We start from the raw sequence: 15,358 nt of genomic DNA, 5'->3' as shown, positions 1-15,358 counted from the left end.
TGATTGGTTGTAGAATTTTGATTTATTATAGCGTTTTTAGAGAAGAGCTTCTATTTTTTGCTCCAATTCTTTAATACGATTTTTATATTTATCCGATTCGCCTTTGTATTCGGAGTTCCTTTGTTTAAGGGCTTTCAGTTCTGTTTTTAACGAGCTCATTTCTTGGGTGAGAATATCAATATTGCCTAAGGCTCTTTGGAGTTGCAACTGGTGTTTTTGGATTAAAATTTCAGCTTCTTGCAAGGTGAGCTTCATGGATGCGTTGGTGCGCTCTTGCCGTTTGGCCACGGTTTTAAAAAAGAAAGTGCGTACACCCATATAAAGGATAAAAACAACAGCGATAGTGATGATAAACCATTGGGTAAACATTCTATTACAATATCCTTTTTAGCGAAACCATACCATTATACTATATTAGGTTGATGATTTCAGCGATTCGTCTAGCTTTTGGATGCGCAACACATGGCGGCCTTGTTCAAATTTGGTGGAGAAAAACGCTTCCAAAATGCTTTCCACCACGCCAATACCACTAATCTTTTCGCCCAAGCACAAGACATTAGCGTTATTGTGCAAGCGAGTCATTTTAGCCATGTAAGCATCAAGGCATAAAGCGGCTCTAATGCCTTTAAAACGATTAGCGCCCATGCTCATGCCTATCCCTGTGGCGCACACTAAAATACCATAGCTTTGCGCATTTTCTAGGACTTTTTGGCACACTAATTTCGCATAATCAGGGTAATCCACTCTAGCCGTGGGTAAAAAAGCTTGAATCTTAAATTGTTTGTCTTCTAAAAAACGCTGGACAAATTCTGCAAGATGCAACCCTGCATGATCGCTTCCTATGAAAACTTGAGCAATATTTAAAGGCTTATTCATAAGCTCTCCTTGATAAAAGATTAAGAAAGGAGTAAGGAAAATAAAAATCTTGTGGGGGCATGGATAAAAAACTCCGATAAAGGGGGGATAAATAAAAAGACAAACACAACCAACATGCCGTAGCGTTCCATTTTAGAAAACCACTCCAATAAAAACGCACTTTTAAAATGCAACGCCAAAAAGCCGAGCGCTTTTGAGCCATCTAAAGGCGGGATAGGGAGACTATTGAAAACGCCTAAGACAAGATTATAGAGAATGCCTTGAATGAGAAAGGTTACTAAAGCGAGCTGATAAAGATTCAATTCATCAATGCTTAAAGCGTTGATCCCTAGTTGTTGGAAGCTCCAATGCGTGATGAAAGCGAGCAGAACGGCCAGAATGAAATTATAAATTACTCCAGCCAAACTCACCGCTACGCATGCTAAAGAGCCTTTTTGAGAGACAATGTAGCGCATATCCACAGGCACGGGTTTGGCCCACCCAAACAAAAAAGGGGCTTGAAAAATGAGTAATAAAGCCGGTAAAAGCACCGAACCCATCATGTCTAAATGCCTGATAGGGTTTAAACTCAAACGATTAGCGTCTTTCGTGCTCCTGTCCCCGAATAAAAACGCGCTCAAGCCATGCATGATCTCATGCCCTATGATAGCGATTAAAAGGGCTAGGATTTTCATTAAGGTGGTAATAGAACTTTCTAAAGAGGAATCAAAAAATTGCACAAAAAACCTTAATGCGTTGCGTTTTCTTTTTTAATGATTTTTTCTAAGCCTTCAACGCTTTTAAACATGCGTTCCCAACGCACCAGATAGCGTTTTTTGGGGTTATTTTCTGCATCCATTTCCAGGCTATTTTTTAAACTCAAACTGAAATAAACAAACCATGGCGAACCCACGATGTTTTTATAAGCCACACTCCCCCAAAAGCGCGAGTCGCTAGAATTATCCCTGTTATCGCCGATCATGAAAAATTCATCGCTATTGATTTTCTTGTAAAACACCTTTTCGCCTTCCATTTGAATGAGTTGCATGCTGATATTAGCTTCTGCGCCTTGAGTGGCTAACTGCTCCATTAAGTGGAAGGTTTCATTGTCTTTTTGGTAATGGATACCCGGATGCTCACTTTTATAAGGGTTTAAAACAAAAATTTTACCCATAAATTCTTTAGTCATGGCGTTAGGGTAATGTTTAGCGATGTAATTTTTGTCCATGTCGCTCTCAAAAGGGTGCAAATAAAACCCCTCATTAGTGAATAGCACCTCATCGCCTCCAATGGCAAAATTCCTTTTGACATAGTAAGATTTTTTTTCATGGGGAGGAATAAACACCACCACTTCGCCGCGCTTAGGGCGATCCCCCTCTATCAAATGCCCGTTATTTTTAAAATCAGGCATAACAGGAAGCTCAATCCATGGGATTTTAGGAATGGGTATGCCGTAAGAAAATTTTTTGACAAAGAGCATGTCGCCCTCATAGAGCGTGCCTACCATAGAGCGAGAGGGAATGATAAAGGCTTGCGCGATAAAAAAGATAACCAACAGCACGATAATAATCGTCCCCACCCAACTGGAGCAAAAAGCATAAACAGAGCGTAAAAATTTCATTTAAAATCCCTTCCTTTGTTGTTTTTCAAAAGCGATTAGAGTGTTTTCTAAAAGCGAAACGATCGTCATAGGCCCCACGCCTTTAGGCACAGGGGTGATAAAACCGGCGACTTTTTGTGCGTTGGTAAAATCCACATCGCCCACGATACGCCCATCGTTCAAGTGGTTGATCCCAATATCCACCACTACAGCCCCTTTTTTTAACATGCTCGCTTTAATCAAATCAGGTTTACCCACGCCCACGCAGACAATATCAGCGTTTTGGGTGTAAAAACTAATGTCTTTAGTCAAAATATGGCACACGCTCACGCTAGCCCCAGCGTTTAACATGAGCATGCTTAAAGGTTTTCCAATGATATTGCTCGCTCCAATAATTGCCACATCCTTGCCCTTGATTCCAATATGATAATGCTCTAAAAGACGCATCACGCCCATAGGGGTGGCTGGCAGAAACGATTCTTTTTGGGTGCAGAGTTTGCCGATATTAAGGGGGTGGAAACCATCCACATCTTTACTAGGATCAATGGCTTCTAAAACCATTTTAGTATCAATGTGTCTGGGCAAAGGGAGTTGGACTAAAACGCCTGAAATGCTTTGATCGGTATTGTAATCTTTAATCAAGGACAGCAATTCGGCTTCAGTAATATTTTCTTGGAGGGTTTTTAAGTCAAAATCCATGCCCACCCTTTGGCATGCTTTGATCTTCATATTGACATAAGTGATACTAGCAGGGTCTTTTCCCACTAAAATCACGGCCAGTTTGGGGCGTTTATGCGTTTGTGCGGTTATTGTTTGGATTTTATTTTTCAAATCTTTTTCTATATCATAAGCTAACGCTTGCCCGTCTAATAAAACAACGCCCCTATTTGGCATGCTTATTTATCCTTTATATAATTAAAATCCTATTATTGTAGCAAAAATCATGCGTTTAAGGGAATTAAAAACCCAGTTTGTCAATCTTTAAGATTAGCCCCATGATAGAGCAAGTAGAAACTAAGGGCTTTTAGGGATTCTAATTGCTGGTAAAACTTAGAAGCTTCTGTTTTGTCGTTTTGTTTCTTGTCGTTTTGTTTATCCTTTGGCTCTTTAGGGCTTTCGTTCAAATACCTTAACCCCAAACTCGGGTTATAAAAATAATCTTTGGTAGCGATCGCTTCATAACCTAGCGTGTAATTGGGGTGGCTTGGGGGGTTTGTTGTATTGTTAGAAAATAAGGGTTTTCCAAAACTCACAAATTGAAAACCTTTAGGAGCGATTAATTCAACAATCGTAGGAGCGATGTCTAAATGCGATCCGACTTGACTGATTTTTTTAGGCTTTAAAGTAGGGGCATATAAAATAAGCGGCACGGATTTAATGGTATATAAATCGTTTTTAGCGTATTCATAGCTCCTGTCAAAGTGATCTCCTGTGATGATAAAAAGCGAGTTAGGGAATTTTTGGCTGGCTTTTTTGATGAAATTGACTATCACTTTGTCATACCAGTAAATATGCCCTAAAGAATTAGCGTCCGGTAGATTTTCTGATTTGGGGGTTTTTTCCACAAATTTTTGGATTTTTTCTAAAGGCACGCCAAAGGCTTTGAGATTCACATTTTTGATCGCATGGTTGCTTAAAGTCATCACCATGCTGAAAGTTTTTTCATGGGGGTTAGTGTTTTCTAAAATATAGTCAAATAAAATATTATCATGCACTCCCCAGTTGCTCTCTATGGGTTTAGGGTAGGGCTTGTTTTGGGCAAATTCTAAGAGATGGTTATTGAAATAAAGGGCGTGAAAACCTTGTTTTTTGGTGAAACTGGTTAATTTGTTCCAAATCCCGCTACCCCCATAATAAAAGTTGTTTTTATAACCCAGAGTTTTTGTGATATTGCCAATCGCCATAGGAAAACTAGGGAGAATCACCCCTGAATTGACTAAGTTATTATCATTGATATAAGGCAAGCCTGTGATTTGGACATCCAGGCTTTTAACGGTTCGTGGGGCGCTTTCAATAAAAGCAGAAAGCATGTAGGCATGTTCTTTTTTAACCAAATCTTGTAAAGCGCTCGTTAGCCCTATGGCGTCAAATTTTGGATCAAAATGCCATGAACTCAGGGACTCTGAAACGATATAAAAAACATGCTGAATGGTTTGATTGGAATTGTTGTGGCTTGTCTGAGTTAGCAACTCATAGAGGTTGTTTTGGGGGTTTTCTTTAAGATTGAAATAATTTTTCGCCACTTCTAAAGGCGTTTCTTTAGCAAAATCGCTGAATTTAAGGTTATGGCTTTGTCTGTAATTGCGCGCCAAAAGATAAAGGTTGCGAAACGCTCCGGGGGTGATTTTCATTAAAAAAGGATCTTTGGCTGGCTCTATGCTGAGATCTAAAGACGCGCCCACAAAGCTCAATTGCGCGTTAATGTAAAACATTTGCGTGAGGGAAAAAAGCGCAAATAAAATGAAAGTTTTAAGGGGTTTGGTGGTTTGATGAACATTTTTGGGTTTAAAAAGGGCGTTTTGGAGTTTGAAATAGATAAAAGAGGTTAAAACGCTAAGGATCACAAAGAGTGAAAAACTAGAAAGAATAGGGTATTCCCCGCTCATTTTTAAAATCGTGAGCGTGTCTTCATGCAAAAATTCCAATAAATTTTCATCAAACACATTCCCATAAATGCCATAATAAACAATGTTTGCAATGTTTAAAAACAGGATAATAGCGATAGAAAAATACGCCACAATATTAAGCATTTTGGTTTGGTGTTTAGGGATAAATAACCCCAATAACCCGATGATGATAAAAAGAATCGCTAAGCTTGAGACCACACGATTATCGTATCTGGCTCCATTGAATAGGGTTTTGATGATTTCATCAAAAATAGGGTTTTTTAAAGCATGCTTATAATAGCCCGTATAAAGGATAAAGCCGATACGATTGAACACAAACAACAAGCTCATAAAAAAGGTGAAATAAAAACCTTTTAAAAAGAGCGAAAAAAGGGCATGGGATAGGGATTTCATAAGCGTTAATACAACCTTTTTTTAACAAGAGATAAAGTCTTAAAAAAGACAAAAAGAAGCAAGGGGAAATCCAATAAAGAATCTAAGATTTGAAAATTAGAACGCATCAAAAGCGAACTGGATAACGCTACTAAAGCGATCACGCCTAATAAGGGGCTACTTAAAAATAAACTGCCACAAAAAAGCACGCTAAAAATAAGAGAAGCCATGAAATGATGATAAATTGAAAAAGGCAAAAACCCTAAAATATCTGTCAAAAGCAACAGATTGAAAAACAGCATGACGCTATAAGATTGCAAGGTTTCTAAAGGAGGTTTTTGGAGGAAGCGGCAAGAAAAGAGCGCATACGCAAGGATCAAAAGACAGCTAAAGGGGCTTAAGGGGGCTGTAAAACTGCTTAAAAAGGCGTTGAGCGATAGAGAGTCTTTAAAAGCGATATTGCTTAAAATCACGCTTATAAAAGAGAGCGAAAACCTTAAACCCAATGGCTTATTTTTGAAAAAAAAGAAAATTAAAAAAAGCCATATAAAACTCAGCGTGTAAGAAGAAGATATAAGCATCATTAATCACTTGAGAAGGGATTTTAAATAAGCCATATTAAAACGGATGTGTTTGATATGAGAGCGGTTGTAGGTATAGACAATATCTATAAAATGAGAGTTAAGACTATAGCTTGGGTAACTCACTTCATCCGCTTTATCTAAAATTTTTAAGGTTTTAAAAGAGTTTGGGTTTTCTAATTTAGAAAGCAAGAGTTCTTTACGACGCAGTGATAAATCGCTAGGGTTGTGGATCAAATACAATTCTTTGTTTAAATTGATCAAATTCAAAGCGTCATTCAAGTTTTTCAAATTCGTAAGCATGGGTTTTTGCCAAGCGGTGGGGGTTTTACAGGTTTCTAGCATGAGGCTATCTTTAAAAGAATGGTTTCTAAACGCCATGATAGCGCAATCTTTAAAGGGGGTCAGGCTTGGCTGGAGCTGGTGGTTTAGGGCATTAGGCCTTAAAAGCTCTCTTGGGTTATTTTGTTTGTCAAATTTCAACAACAAGGGGTATTGGGTGGCTAATTCGTGATAGAGCGGTAGCATAAAACCGCCATCAGTGGTGCTTAAGGGTTTATTTTTTATCAAATGGCTTAAGTTTAAAAAAGGGCTTAAAGAGAGTTTTCGCACAAACTTAAAATGAATCGGCTCTAAAACGCTTTCAAGTTGATAGATTTTAGAAGTGGCCCATCCGCCCATGCTCACCCCTACGACAAACAACAAAATTTTATCGTCATGCAAAAAAAGTAAAGGGTTACCTAGTTTTTTGATGTATTCATGCGAATAATGAGAAAGCTCTTCTTTAGTTAAAATAGTGAAGGCTTCGCTCCAGCGATTAGTCTTGCCATCAAAAAGATTCGCACTGATTTTCACATCTCTTGCCCCTTCTTTAGTGCCGCTAAAATAAGCGCTCAAAAGATTATCATTAGGCAAGCTGATTAAAGCGCTCGCATGCACGCTTAAAGCGTTATTTGGTTTAGGGATAGTGAGTTGCGTGAAATAGGGGGGGTTTTGAGTAACAAGGGTTTGATTGTGTGCAAAAGCATAGGGGGGGGGTTTGGCGCTTCATTATAATTAAAAATAAAACGATAAAAAGCCCCACGAAAAAGGCGGCATGCTTTAGGCGATTTCTTGAAGGTTCCAAGATAGCGTTTCGCCCCCTCTTAAGATAGCGATTTTTTCATTCAAGCAAAGCGTGTGTGTAGGGACTATAAAGGGTTTTTTAGACAAACGCGCTTTTTTAGCTGGCAAATTGTCTAGCGCATAGATTTTTTTAGCGTTATCGCTGATAAAGGCTTGCAAGTTTTCTAAAGCGTCGTGTTTTTCAAAAAGTTCGCACAACGCAGGCAACAAAATAGGGGCAGAAAAGATGCCCGCCGGGATGTTAGCGCTATGCTTTTTAGAAATGAAATGCGGAGCGCTATCAGAGCCAAAAGAGATTTTAGGGTGGGCTTTTAAAGCAAGGGATAAAAGCCTTTCTTGGTCTTTTTTGGTTTTGATTAAAGGCTTGCAAAAACAATGCGGGTTCAAACTCCCCCCTAATAAATCATCTAAAGTCATGCTGATATGGTGTAAAGTTAAAGTCGCATAGAGGTTGTCATGCTTTTCAATCAAAGCGATACTGCGCCAGTCGCTCAAATGCTCTATAATGATTTTGAGTTTAGGGAATGAAAGGGCAAAAGTTTCTAAAACGCTATGGCATAAAAATTCTTTATCCAAACAAAACCCAGCTTGTTCTGCATGGATGCATAAAATAAAGCCTAATTTTTGGGCGTTTTCTAAAACCTCTAAAGTCTTTTCACCCAACAAATCCGAAGTGCCGTTTTGCGCGTTTGTGGTCATGCCTTTGGGGTAGAGTTTTAAAAATTTAATGCCTTTTTCGTGAGCGCGTTGCAGTTCTTCTAAAGTCAAGTCGTCATTAAAATACAAACTCATTAAAGGCTTGAAGTTTGAAGAATGGTTTAAAATTTCTTCTTCATATTCAAGGGTGGTTGGAGTGTCAATCAAGGGCTTACTGAGATTAGGCATGATCACCGCAGCGCTAAAAGGCTCGCTAGAATATCTTAATACCGCTTTTAAAAGCGCGTTTTCTCGCACATGCAAATGGGCGTCTATGGGGTCAAAAAGCGTGATTTCCATGCTGTCTCCTTAATTGCCTCCTAAGTAATAACGCACTCTAATACGAATGAGGGTTTTAGTTTTGGGGCGTGGGTAATCCTTATAAGCGATCTGAATGGTCTTTAAGGTGTTGTCATCAAGCATTTTGTATTCAGAGCCAATGATGATTTTAAGATCGGTAATATCGCCATTAGGGTGCAAGTAAAACTCTACCGCATTCGTCCCGTCTTGCCCTAAATAAGCCGCTACTTGAGGGTATTCTAAATATTTTTGCGTGATGCGCCCAATATCCCTTAAATTATTCCTGATGAAATCTTTTTCGGCTGTGCCTAAATCCCCAAATTCTTCGCCATACAATTCATCAATATCCCTTCTGGTTTGGTTATCCAAGCCTTTATTATTTTCTTTTCTGGGTGGTGCAACTTCTTTAGGCAAGAAAGAAAGCTGGTTAGGGTCAAATTCTTTTTTGACAGGTTTTTTCTCTTCTATTTTTTTCTGCTCTACTTTTTGTTCTACTTTCTGCTCTACGATTTTTTTCTCTTCTTTTTTCTCCTCTACTATTTTTTTCTCTTCCACTTTTTCCACTTTTTTAAGAGCCTTATGTTTGTGGTTGGGCTTTTTGGGTTCTGGTTTGGGCTTTGGTTTAGGCTCAGGCTTTGGCTTTTCTATAGGTTTTGGTGGGGTTGGCGGAGTTGGGGGTGTGGGTGGGGTGGGGGGTGTTGGGGGTTTTTGAGGGCCAGCCAGCGTGGGTTTAGGAGCGCCCGGGTTGTTTTTACTGGGATCTTGCGAATGGCCTCTTTTTAAAACCAATAAATTTTCAGGATTTAATTTAACGAGCTTGGGTTTTGAAGGAAAAAAATCTTCTCTGTGTTCAAATAAAAAATAAATCAACCAGTGCAACAATACAGACAGAATGAGAGAAAAGAAAAAATTCCTATTAGAATGATCCACAGGATCAAAATTTTTCCCTAATTTAGCAGGTTGTAGTTTAGAATTTTCCGGCATATAAATTTCCTAATTTTGAATTCTTTATATTATTTTCAGCTTCTTTAATCAGTTCTTCTTTAGATGTTTTTGGGCTTATTTTGTCTAAAAGCAGGCCGTATTTATCGCTTAGTAAGACCAAGTAACGCTCCTTATTAGTTTCTATGGAAATGATTTTATGGTTCGCACCAACACGACCCAAAACACTAACTTCTAACTTAAAATCTTTTGCAGAAAAAGACCTTTGTGTGGGAACAATTTTTTTTTTGATTATATACAATATTAAGAGTAAGGCAGCAATAACCGCTAGCGCCTTGTAAGCATGGCTTAAATCCAGTGGGGGTTTTAACTCTAGAGCGTTTGAGGGGTTTTTGGCTCGCTCTTTTTCATCTTGGCTTGCGAGATTGGCATGCTGAGATTTTTCTTTCAGGTTAGGCGGTGGGGCTAAATGAAAACCTTTAGGCAAAAAAAGAAAGCGGAGCTGTTTTTTATCCTTGCTGTTTGAAGCTTGGATTTCTAATTCCGCTTTAGCTTTTTTAGACAAGAGGTAGATGTCATTTTGATAGGAAAACATTTCTAAGGCATTCAAAGAGGCTTCTTTAAAATCCATCATTTTTTTAGAATCTAGTTTAGCGTTTTTTAAAACGATCACCTTTTGCCCTTCAACTTCCATGATTTTAGGCGTTTTGTTAAAAGGCGTTTCAAAAGTGAGCGTGGTTTGCACGGCTTTTATAGGTGGTGTTGTTAGAGCGTTTGAATCAGGTTGGATTTCTTTTAATGCATTTTGCCAATGAACCAATTTAATGGGGGCGTCATCATTTAAAGGTATTTTTTCTTCAGCCAGTAACATCAAAGTAGCGCTCAGTAACAAGAACAACAATCTCATGAATTTTTAGCGAGATAATACACAATGGCGTTAGAATCAAGGATTTCATTCAAACGAATGGCTAAATTCCTTTCAAAAACCATCACCTCACCCTTACCAATAACCCGCCCGTTCACAAAAGTATCCACGCTCTCTCCGGCGGGTTTTTGCAAATCAATCACAGAGCCTTTTTCAAAACGCAAAATTTGCAATAAAGGGATTTGTGTAGAGCCAAGTTCCGCGCTAAAAACAATCTCCATGTCTAAAAGATTTTTATAATCGCAAATGAGTTCTTCTAAATAAGTGGAAAGCTCTAATTCTCTTTCTTTATTCGCTTTCTCTTTTTCTTTTTCGGCTATTTTCAACTTATTAGCTTCTGTTTCTGGCATTAAACTCTACTCTTTCAAGAATGATTTGACTTTGATTATGAAATCTTAATTTTACTATAAATTTTATAACAAATAAAGCCACTACGCTTTAAAGCTAGCCTTAGAAACGCAAAATTCCTTTAAAAAACACGCGCCGCATAAGGGGTTTTTAGCCTTGCAGGTGTAGCGGCCAAACAAGATTAAAGCATGGTGGAGTTTGGACAGGTTGTCTTTAAAAAGATCGCTGAGTTCTTCTTCGGTTTTAATGGGCGTGTTAGCGTTGCTTAAACCTAATCGGTGTGTCGTGCGGAACACATGGGTATCTACCGCTATATAATTTGCATCAAAACACACTGAAAGCACCACATTAGCGGTTTTTTGCCCCACGCCCTCTAGGCTCATCAATTCTTTTTGCGTAGAGGGGATAACGCCCTTAAAATCCCTAACCACTTTTTGCGCCATACTGATTAAATGCTTGCTTTTATTATTAAAATAAGAAACGGATTTGATGATCTCTTTAACTTCTTCTAAAGAAGCGAGCGCTAAATCATTCACGCTCGGGTATTTTTCAAATAACTTGGGCGTTATTTGATTCACTCTAGCGTCCGTGCATTGAGCGCTTAAAATGGTAGCCACTAACAATTCATAGGGGTTTTTATGGCACAATTCGGTGGTTTGGTTGGGGTAATGTTTTAAGAGCAACTCTTTGATTTGTTGGGCTTTTTGGTGAGTTTTAGCGCGTTTTAAACCCATTTTCACACGCTTTCTTTGATGACAAGGTATTGCGCTTCATGGGATCTTAAAGCCACTTGAATGCGGTTGATTTTAACCGAAAGCGTGGCCTTTTTCATGGAATAATGCAAAAGGGTGCATTGAACCCCTTCATGGATACCAAAAGAGAGGAAGCGTTTTTTAAGGGCTTCATCGCAGTTAGCGATTTCTACGATTTCATAAACTTTGTCTTTAATGGCTTCATTGAGCGTCATTTTACTTCCTTTTTGAATCAATGTTTTTTTTGACTTCATCTACGATGATGTCAATGGGTGTGAAAATACGGCGCAAGATTTTAAAAGGCGCTTGGATAATATCTGATGCTAAAGTTACTTGAGTTTTAGGCTTATCTAGCGTGCCTTTGACATTCACGTTAGTGGTGATTTTGCCTCCTTTTCCTAAGACAAGATAGCCCACAATAGGGATTTTATTTAAAACATTACTCAAAGCCTTGATAGTGGAAACTTCTAAATTCAAATCCAATTTGTTTTTGTCTAATTCAATGATCCCATTGCCAGCAATATCAAGCGTTTTACCGATAAGATCAATTTTTTCTAACCCTAAATATTCTTTAGTAATCCCAAAAACAACAGACCCTTTTTTGATTTGATAGCCATTAGCCCCTAGATGAGGATTCCTAAAGACAATGAGAGAGGGAATGGTGTTGATGAGATTAATCATATTTTGCATGAGGGCGAAATTCTTTAAGCTTGTGTTTTGGAATTTCAATTCGCCATTGAAAACCTGATCTTCAAGAGCTCCAATAAGCGTGAATAAGCCCCCTTCTACGAAATCTTTTTGGAGGATGGTATTGATATAATCCCCGCTGAAATTATGGGCCTTAAGATACAAAGCCCCATGCACTAAATCCGCCATGATCATGGCGTTTTTATAGTTGCCATCAATTTTCACTCTGTCATCTTGAGCGACAATATCAAGATTTTCTAAAGGAAAAGGCATTTTTTTATAGATCAACACGACATCTTTAGCATGAATGCGTGTAGAAATAGGGATAATTTTGTGGGCTTTTTCATAGCGTTGTTTGGCGCTAATGAAAATATCTTCATCTTGGATTTCTTTAGAGCTAGGCTTTTCTTTTCGTTCTTTGGAGAATAATCCCGCAATCGCTGGCATCTTACTATCTAAAAAATCATCAATACTCAAATCAATGTTATTAAGGGTAATATCCTTTTGATCCCCCTTAACTTTTATGGATATGCTTTTGCTTGGAGTATAGACAGAAATTTCATCTTTATTAATAGATCCAAATAAAGAGAGGGAATTAAACTGCTTGCCGTTGCTATGATAGATGGGTAAAGTGATTTTCAAATCTTTAGCGAAAAAATCAATATTGATAAAATCGCTCGTAGAAACTTCTAAAGAGCCATCTTCTAAGGCGAAATATTTCATAATAGGGGAATAGGGCTTGATTTTTTTCAAATCTTTGATTCTAAAAACATAGGCGTTATCTTTAAATTCACCCTCTAATAAAAGTTGCGGCACGCTCCATTGCATGTGGTTGGGGTTAGAAAAATCAAAATTCAAAGAAAGGTTTTTAAGAGTGTCTCCTGTAGCGTAGAAAACATCTTTGGTGAATTTGTCTTCACTTTGGGCTTTAATGGTGTCTATGATTTTTCTTCTAAACACCTCTGAGTTTTCACCCTCTTGAATGATAGAATGCAAGCTTTTTAAATCCAAAGAAAATTTAGTGGGCTGTGGGTTATTTTGGTCGTTATTCAAGCCATAAGAACGCATGTTGACACTATTGTTAGTGTTGAATCGTATTTTATGGACTAAAGAATCCAAAGAAAGGGTTTTTTTATTCAAATCTAAAGCGATTTTAGCGTCTAAATCCAGCATGTTTTCATAGCGGGTGTGGGTAGTTTCTATGTAAATGTATTGGTATTCTTGGGTAATATCTAAGCTTATATTAGCGTTTTGCGTATAAAGGGGGATATTATAGAGCGAGAGAGTGCCTTCTTGCAAATTAACGCTACCTTGAACGCTAAATAAGGGGGCGGTGTTTTTCAAGAATTGTAAGGTGAGTTTCAAATCCGCGCTAGATGGCATGCTGATTTTATCCAAAGGTAAAACGACTTTATAAGCGCTCAATAAATCCTTAATGCTATCGCCATAATAATTAGGGGTCGTTTTTAAAAAAATCTCCAACTTGGGGGCTTCTAACAAATTGGAAAAAGTGGCGTAAGAGCCGGTTAATTCCATGGTTTCATAAGTGATTTTTTGGGGCTGTATGAGAAGCTGTTTGTTTTTGAAAACCAATTCGGTTTTATCCATTTTAATGGGCGATAAGCCATCATTAAAAACGACTGAAGGTTTAATCAAAGTGGCTTTAACTACAGAATTTTCCAAAAGCGATGGGACAAACTCGCTGGGAGTGAAATTAGCTTTGATTAAAGCGTTATCAATCTTAAAGCTAGCAAATTGGATCTTGTCAAAAATCCATGTTTTTAAATTTTTTTGCGATTGGCGTTGGAAAAGAGGCTTTAAAAACGCTAGGCTTTTCATTGGAGAAGTGTTAATTTTTAATTCTATGGTTTTTAAATCGGTTAGCCCTTGCAAATAAATTGCAGCACTGGGTTCGATTAAAGGCTTGACAATCAAATTGAACGCCATTTTTCTAGCTTTAGGTGAATAGTGGGCGTTGCCATCCACTTGGACTTTAATGTCTTTAAAAAGCAGATTGATGATTTTAAGCTTGATATTTTTATCGTCTTCTAGGGAAAATTCCCCTTTGACTCCTGGAAATTCCAACTCGTATTTATTCCCATCAAAAAAGATATTGGCTTTGTTTTTATCGTCTAAAATGATTTCTTTGACTTTAAGTTTTTCAAAATAAGACACCGCCCAGATGCCATAACGGATATTTTTAATCAGATCAGAAACTTCTAAACGCTTTTTAGTGGGTTTTTGATGGAAGAAAGAAGAGAGATCAATGCGTTCAACTTCTAAAGAAAGCTTGTTGTTAAGTTTTAAGTATAATTCAGAAATGCCAAGCTTCCCGATTTTTAAATTTTGTATGTGAATGCCGTTTGAAAGGGTTTTGTGAATGACAACTAAAAGAGTGAATACTGCCACAAACAAGATAATGACATTAAATACTTTCTTGGATACATGTTTTCTTTTATTCATTAGTATTCTTTTTTATCTAAGTATACCAATTTATCCTAACAAAGTGGTGGTTGTCCCGCAAGGTTCGCTCAAAAAAGTGTTTTTTTCTTTAAAAGAGCAAGGCGTGGATATGAACGCTTTGGATTTGCTTTTTTTACGCTTAATTGGCATGCCTAAAAAAGGTTATATTGATATGGGCGATGGGGCTTTAAGAAAGGGGGATTTTTTAGTCCGTTTGATTAAAGCGAAAGCGGCGCAAAAAAGCGCGACTCTAATCCCTGGAGAAACCCGCTATTTTTTCACGCAAATTTTGAGCGAGACTTACCAACTAGAAACAAGCGATCTCAATCAGGCTTATGAAAGCATCGCTCCACGATTGAATGGCGCTGTGATAGAAGATGGGGTGATATGGCCAGACACTTATCATTTGCCTTTAGGGGAGGACGCTTTTAAAATCATGCAAACTTTGATCAGTCAATCTCTCAAAAAACACGAAGCTTTAAGCAAACAATGGCTTGGATACTACCATAAAGAAGAGTGGTTTGAAAAAATCATTCTCGCTTCCATTGTGCAAAAAGAAGCCGCTAATGTTGAAGAAATGCCCTTGATTGCGAGCGTGATTTTTAACCGCTTGAAAAAAGGCATGCCTTTGCAAATGGATGGGGCTTTGAATTATCAGGAATTTTCACACGCTAAAGTAACCAAAGCACGCATTAAAACCGATAACACCCCCTATAACACCTATAAATTTAAGGGCTTGCCTAAAAATCCTGTAGGGAGCGTGAGCCTAGAAGCAATCAAAGCCGTGGTTTTCCCTAAAAAAACAGATTTCTTGTATTTTGTGAAAATGCCGGATAAAAAACATGCTTTCAGCGCGACTTATAAGGAGCATTTAAAAAACATTAATCTTTCTAATAATCATTTTTAAAATTAAGGTAAATGGGGCGTTTTTTCTTTTAAATTGAGTAAAAAGTGTTTAGTATTTTCTCATTTTAATTTTAAGTTCCTACTATTAAAGCATTTTAGATTTTATTAAAAAAGGCTTGCTACAATTTTAGGCAAATTTTGATTGCTAGGGCTTTAAAATACAGCTTTTAGCACAAAGG

At 37.8% G+C, this 15,358-nt stretch carries 15 protein-coding genes and 1 pseudogene; 1 reads left to right on the top strand and 15 read right to left on the bottom strand.

Annotated elements, in window-relative coordinates; genetic code table 11:
- Positions 1-36: 36 nt before the first annotated feature.
- From QU01_RS03865 to QU01_RS03795, 15 genes and pseudogenes are all read right to left on the bottom strand, one after another.
- Positions 37-369 carry a hypothetical protein gene (locus QU01_RS03865; protein ID WP_000495091.1) on the bottom strand — a complete coding sequence of 111 codons (333 nt, stop codon included), beginning with the start codon at positions 367-369 and terminating at the stop codon, positions 37-39.
- A 45-nt stretch (positions 370-414) separates the two neighbouring features.
- The gene (gene rpiB, locus QU01_RS03860) at positions 415-876 is read right to left on the bottom strand and encodes a ribose 5-phosphate isomerase B (RefSeq protein ID WP_033762360.1); all 462 of its coding nucleotides are present in this window, start codon (positions 874-876) and stop codon (positions 415-417) included.
- 20 nt (positions 877-896) lie between these two features.
- Positions 897-1,595 (bottom strand): site-2 protease family protein, encoded by a 699-nt coding sequence (locus tag QU01_RS03855; protein WP_033762362.1) that lies wholly within the window; start codon positions 1,593-1,595, stop codon positions 897-899.
- Positions 1,596-1,603: 8 nt separating this feature from the next.
- On the bottom strand, positions 1,604-2,476 hold the full coding sequence (lepB, locus tag QU01_RS03850) for a signal peptidase I (protein ID WP_033762364.1): 873 nt from the start codon (positions 2,474-2,476) through the stop codon (positions 1,604-1,606).
- Complete coding sequence (gene folD, locus QU01_RS03845; protein ID WP_033762366.1) at positions 2,477-3,349, bottom strand: bifunctional methylenetetrahydrofolate dehydrogenase/methenyltetrahydrofolate cyclohydrolase FolD; 873 nt, start codon at positions 3,347-3,349, stop codon at positions 2,477-2,479. It lies immediately after the preceding gene.
- Positions 3,350-3,429: 80 nt separating this feature from the next.
- Positions 3,430-5,475 (bottom strand): LTA synthase family protein, encoded by a 2,046-nt coding sequence (locus tag QU01_RS03840; protein WP_033762367.1) that lies wholly within the window; start codon positions 5,473-5,475, stop codon positions 3,430-3,432.
- A gap of 5 nt (positions 5,476-5,480) precedes the next feature.
- Complete coding sequence (locus tag QU01_RS03835; RefSeq protein ID WP_033762397.1) at positions 5,481-6,035, bottom strand: 3-deoxy-d-manno-octulosonic acid hydrolase subunit 1; 555 nt, start codon at positions 6,033-6,035, stop codon at positions 5,481-5,483.
- A gap of 6 nt (positions 6,036-6,041) precedes the next feature.
- Positions 6,042-7,161 (bottom strand): annotated as a pseudogene (locus QU01_RS03830) (3-deoxy-d-manno-octulosonic acid hydrolase subunit 2).
- Complete coding sequence (pyrC, locus tag QU01_RS03825) at positions 7,137-8,156, bottom strand: dihydroorotase (RefSeq protein WP_033762372.1); 1,020 nt, start codon at positions 8,154-8,156, stop codon at positions 7,137-7,139. The pseudogene QU01_RS03830 and the gene pyrC overlap by 25 nt, the downstream one beginning before the upstream one ends.
- A gap of 9 nt (positions 8,157-8,165) precedes the next feature.
- On the bottom strand, positions 8,166-9,140 hold the full coding sequence (locus tag QU01_RS03820; RefSeq protein WP_001114790.1) for an energy transducer TonB: 975 nt from the start codon (positions 9,138-9,140) through the stop codon (positions 8,166-8,168).
- The gene (locus QU01_RS03815; RefSeq protein ID WP_033762374.1) at positions 9,124-10,005 is read right to left on the bottom strand and encodes a hypothetical protein; all 882 of its coding nucleotides are present in this window, start codon (positions 10,003-10,005) and stop codon (positions 9,124-9,126) included. The genes QU01_RS03820 and QU01_RS03815 overlap by 17 nt, the downstream gene beginning before the upstream one ends.
- Positions 10,002-10,373 (bottom strand): flagellar motor switch protein FliN, encoded by a 372-nt coding sequence (gene fliN, locus QU01_RS03810; RefSeq protein ID WP_001115284.1) that lies wholly within the window; start codon positions 10,371-10,373, stop codon positions 10,002-10,004. The genes QU01_RS03815 and fliN overlap by 4 nt, the downstream gene beginning before the upstream one ends.
- A gap of 81 nt (positions 10,374-10,454) precedes the next feature.
- Positions 10,455-11,105, bottom strand: a complete 651-nt coding sequence (nth, locus tag QU01_RS03805; protein ID WP_033762376.1) for an endonuclease III — start codon at positions 11,103-11,105, stop codon at positions 10,455-10,457.
- Between the two features lie 2 nt (positions 11,106-11,107).
- Entirely contained in the window at positions 11,108-11,338 is a 231-nt protein-coding gene (locus QU01_RS03800) for a FeoA family protein (protein ID WP_000174139.1), read from the bottom strand.
- 1 nt (position 11,339) lies between these two features.
- Positions 11,340-14,273 (bottom strand): DUF3971 domain-containing protein, encoded by a 2,934-nt coding sequence (locus QU01_RS03795; RefSeq protein WP_033762377.1) that lies wholly within the window; start codon positions 14,271-14,273, stop codon positions 11,340-11,342.
- Between QU01_RS03795 and mltG the strand changes: the two genes are divergently transcribed.
- The gene (mltG, locus tag QU01_RS03790) at positions 14,191-15,180 is read left to right on the top strand and encodes an endolytic transglycosylase MltG (RefSeq protein ID WP_033762378.1); all 990 of its coding nucleotides are present in this window, start codon (positions 14,191-14,193) and stop codon (positions 15,178-15,180) included. The two genes, QU01_RS03795 and mltG, sit on opposite strands and share 83 nt — an antisense overlap.
- The last annotated feature ends 178 nt before the right edge of the window (positions 15,181-15,358 follow it).

The organism is Helicobacter pylori SA221C (assembly GCF_000476855.1).
GTDB classification, from domain to species: Bacteria; Campylobacterota; Campylobacteria; order Campylobacterales; family Helicobacteraceae; genus Helicobacter; species Helicobacter pylori_DK.
Note: the sequence above shows the minus strand (reverse complement) of the source record. Positions and strands in the feature narration are given on the sequence as shown.

Bases quoted from the DNA above. Each gene is read 5' to 3' on its own strand.
- mltG (WP_033762378.1), top strand. From the start codon at position 14,191: ATGACAACTAAAAGAGTGAATACTGCCACAAACAAGATAATGACATTA.
- nth (WP_033762376.1), bottom strand. From the start codon at position 11,105: ATGGGTTTAAAACGCGCTAAAACTCACCAAAAAGCCCAACAAATCAAA.
- QU01_RS03820 (WP_001114790.1), bottom strand. From the start codon at position 9,140: ATGCCGGAAAATTCTAAACTACAACCTGCTAAATTAGGGAAAAATTTT.
- QU01_RS03840 (WP_033762367.1), bottom strand. From the start codon at position 5,475: ATGAAATCCCTATCCCATGCCCTTTTTTCGCTCTTTTTAAAAGGTTTT.
- QU01_RS03815 (WP_033762374.1), bottom strand. From the start codon at position 10,005: ATGAGATTGTTGTTCTTGTTACTGAGCGCTACTTTGATGTTACTGGCT.
- rpiB (WP_033762360.1), bottom strand. From the start codon at position 876: ATGAATAAGCCTTTAAATATTGCTCAAGTTTTCATAGGAAGCGATCAT.
- lepB (WP_033762364.1), bottom strand. From the start codon at position 2,476: ATGAAATTTTTACGCTCTGTTTATGCTTTTTGCTCCAGTTGGGTGGGG.
- folD (WP_033762366.1), bottom strand. From the start codon at position 3,349: ATGCCAAATAGGGGCGTTGTTTTATTAGACGGGCAAGCGTTAGCTTAT.
- pyrC (WP_033762372.1), bottom strand. From the start codon at position 8,156: ATGGAAATCACGCTTTTTGACCCCATAGACGCCCATTTGCATGTGCGA.
- QU01_RS03835 (WP_033762397.1), bottom strand. From the start codon at position 6,035: ATGCTTATATCTTCTTCTTACACGCTGAGTTTTATATGGCTTTTTTTA.
- QU01_RS03865 (WP_000495091.1), bottom strand. From the start codon at position 369: ATGTTTACCCAATGGTTTATCATCACTATCGCTGTTGTTTTTATCCTT.
- QU01_RS03795 (WP_033762377.1), bottom strand. From the start codon at position 14,273: ATGAATAAAAGAAAACATGTATCCAAGAAAGTATTTAATGTCATTATC.
- fliN (WP_001115284.1), bottom strand. From the start codon at position 10,373: ATGCCAGAAACAGAAGCTAATAAGTTGAAAATAGCCGAAAAAGAAAAA.
- QU01_RS03800 (WP_000174139.1), bottom strand. From the start codon at position 11,338: ATGACGCTCAATGAAGCCATTAAAGACAAAGTTTATGAAATCGTAGAA.